Source organism: Legionella navarrensis, from assembly GCF_052527415.1.
In genome coordinates this window covers 1-1473 of the sequence record NZ_JBNVZR010000049.1, presented here as the reverse complement: position 1 = coordinate 1473, position 1473 = coordinate 1, and the positions used below count along the sequence as shown (strand labels likewise).

The window sequence follows — 1473 nt, the reverse complement described above, 5'->3', positions numbered from 1 at the left end:
ACAGGCTGTACGGCCACGGGTCAGATAATCACCTGCACCATTCCAGCCGGCACGGTTCCTGGTACGTACAGCTTTACCTATGCGGCCACGGTGAATCAGACAGCAGCTGGCTCGGTGAGTAATGCGGTGGTAGCTACAGGCGGCAGCAGCAGCGCACCGACCTGTACGAGCTGTACGACCACGCATCCAGTCACAGCCGCTGCCATCACGGTAAGTAAATCCGCCAGTCCCGCGAGCGGCACCGCCGTTGCGGCTGGTGACACCATTGATTACAGCCTGCAGGCTGTGATTGGAACGGCGGCCAATGAATCAGATTTAGTGCTGACCGATACCCTGAGTTCTGGCCAGACACTGGGAACGCTGCCGGCCGGTTGTACGGCCACGGGTCAGGTGATTACCTGTACCGTTCCCGCAGGTACGGTTCCTGGCACCTATCATTTTGCCTATCAGGCCACCGTCAACCAGACCGCGACGGGTTCGGTGAGCAATCGTGTCGTACCAACAGGCGGCGGCAGTACGGCACCGACCTGCTCAAACTGCACGACCACGCATCCAATCACGGCCGCTGCCATCACGGTCAGCAAATCTGCCAGTCCGGCCAGTGGTACCGAGGTGAAGGTAGCCAGTAGCATTGCCTACACCTTGAAAACGGTTATTTCTTCCACCTCGTCCACATCGGATTTAATTCTGCGGGATACGCTGAGCCCCGGTCAGACAGCGGGGGTCATGCCGGCAGGCTGCACCATCGCGGGCCAAATCATTACCTGCATCATACCAGGCGGTACGGCACCAGGTACCTACAACTTTGAATATTCGGCAACGGTCAATAAAAATGCAAGCGGCTCGGTCAGCAACGCTGTGACAGCCAGTGGCGGTAGCAGTACAGCACCGGCCTGTAGCCAATGCGCCACCGCACATCCCGTTAAACCGATCGGCGAGGGCAGCCTCAGTCTGGATGTCACAGCCAACCTTAAAAGTTTCTCGGAACCGGGAACGACCATTATCTACACTTATGACGTAACAAATACTGGACGGGTTACGCTGAACAACGTGAAGTTCAAGGAATCGAGCACCGTAGCGATCAGCTGTCCGGAAACAACACTGACGCCCGGGCAAAACATGATTTGCACAGGGTCCTATGTAACCACGCTGGCTGATGTACAGAATGGTGGGGTAACCCAGATAGCCGTCGTTACGGCCACGCTTGCCTTACCGAGAACCAGAGAGGTGTTTGAAGATACGATTGAAGTGACGGTTACGACCGTGGCATCGGTGCTGGTGGTGCTTGATCCAACGCTGATACAGGATCAGACACAGGAAATGGTGAATGCGTTTTTAACCACCCGGGCGCAGGTATTATTGGCCAATCAGCCAGACAGACGACGCATTATTAATCGCCTGAATGCGGCATCGGCCTGTACTGGCTCGCCGGATGTGTCCATTTCGCCAGGCATGAACAACTTTAATCTGAAC

At 56.1% G+C, this 1473-nt stretch carries 1 protein-coding gene; it reads left to right on the top strand.

Features of this window, described 5'->3' with window-relative positions; all coding sequences use genetic code 11:
• Positions 1-1473, top strand: a 1473-nt coding sequence (locus tag ACQUTA_RS13045) for a CLIPPER-2 domain-containing protein (RefSeq protein WP_444988700.1), incomplete at both ends; no start/stop codon positions are given.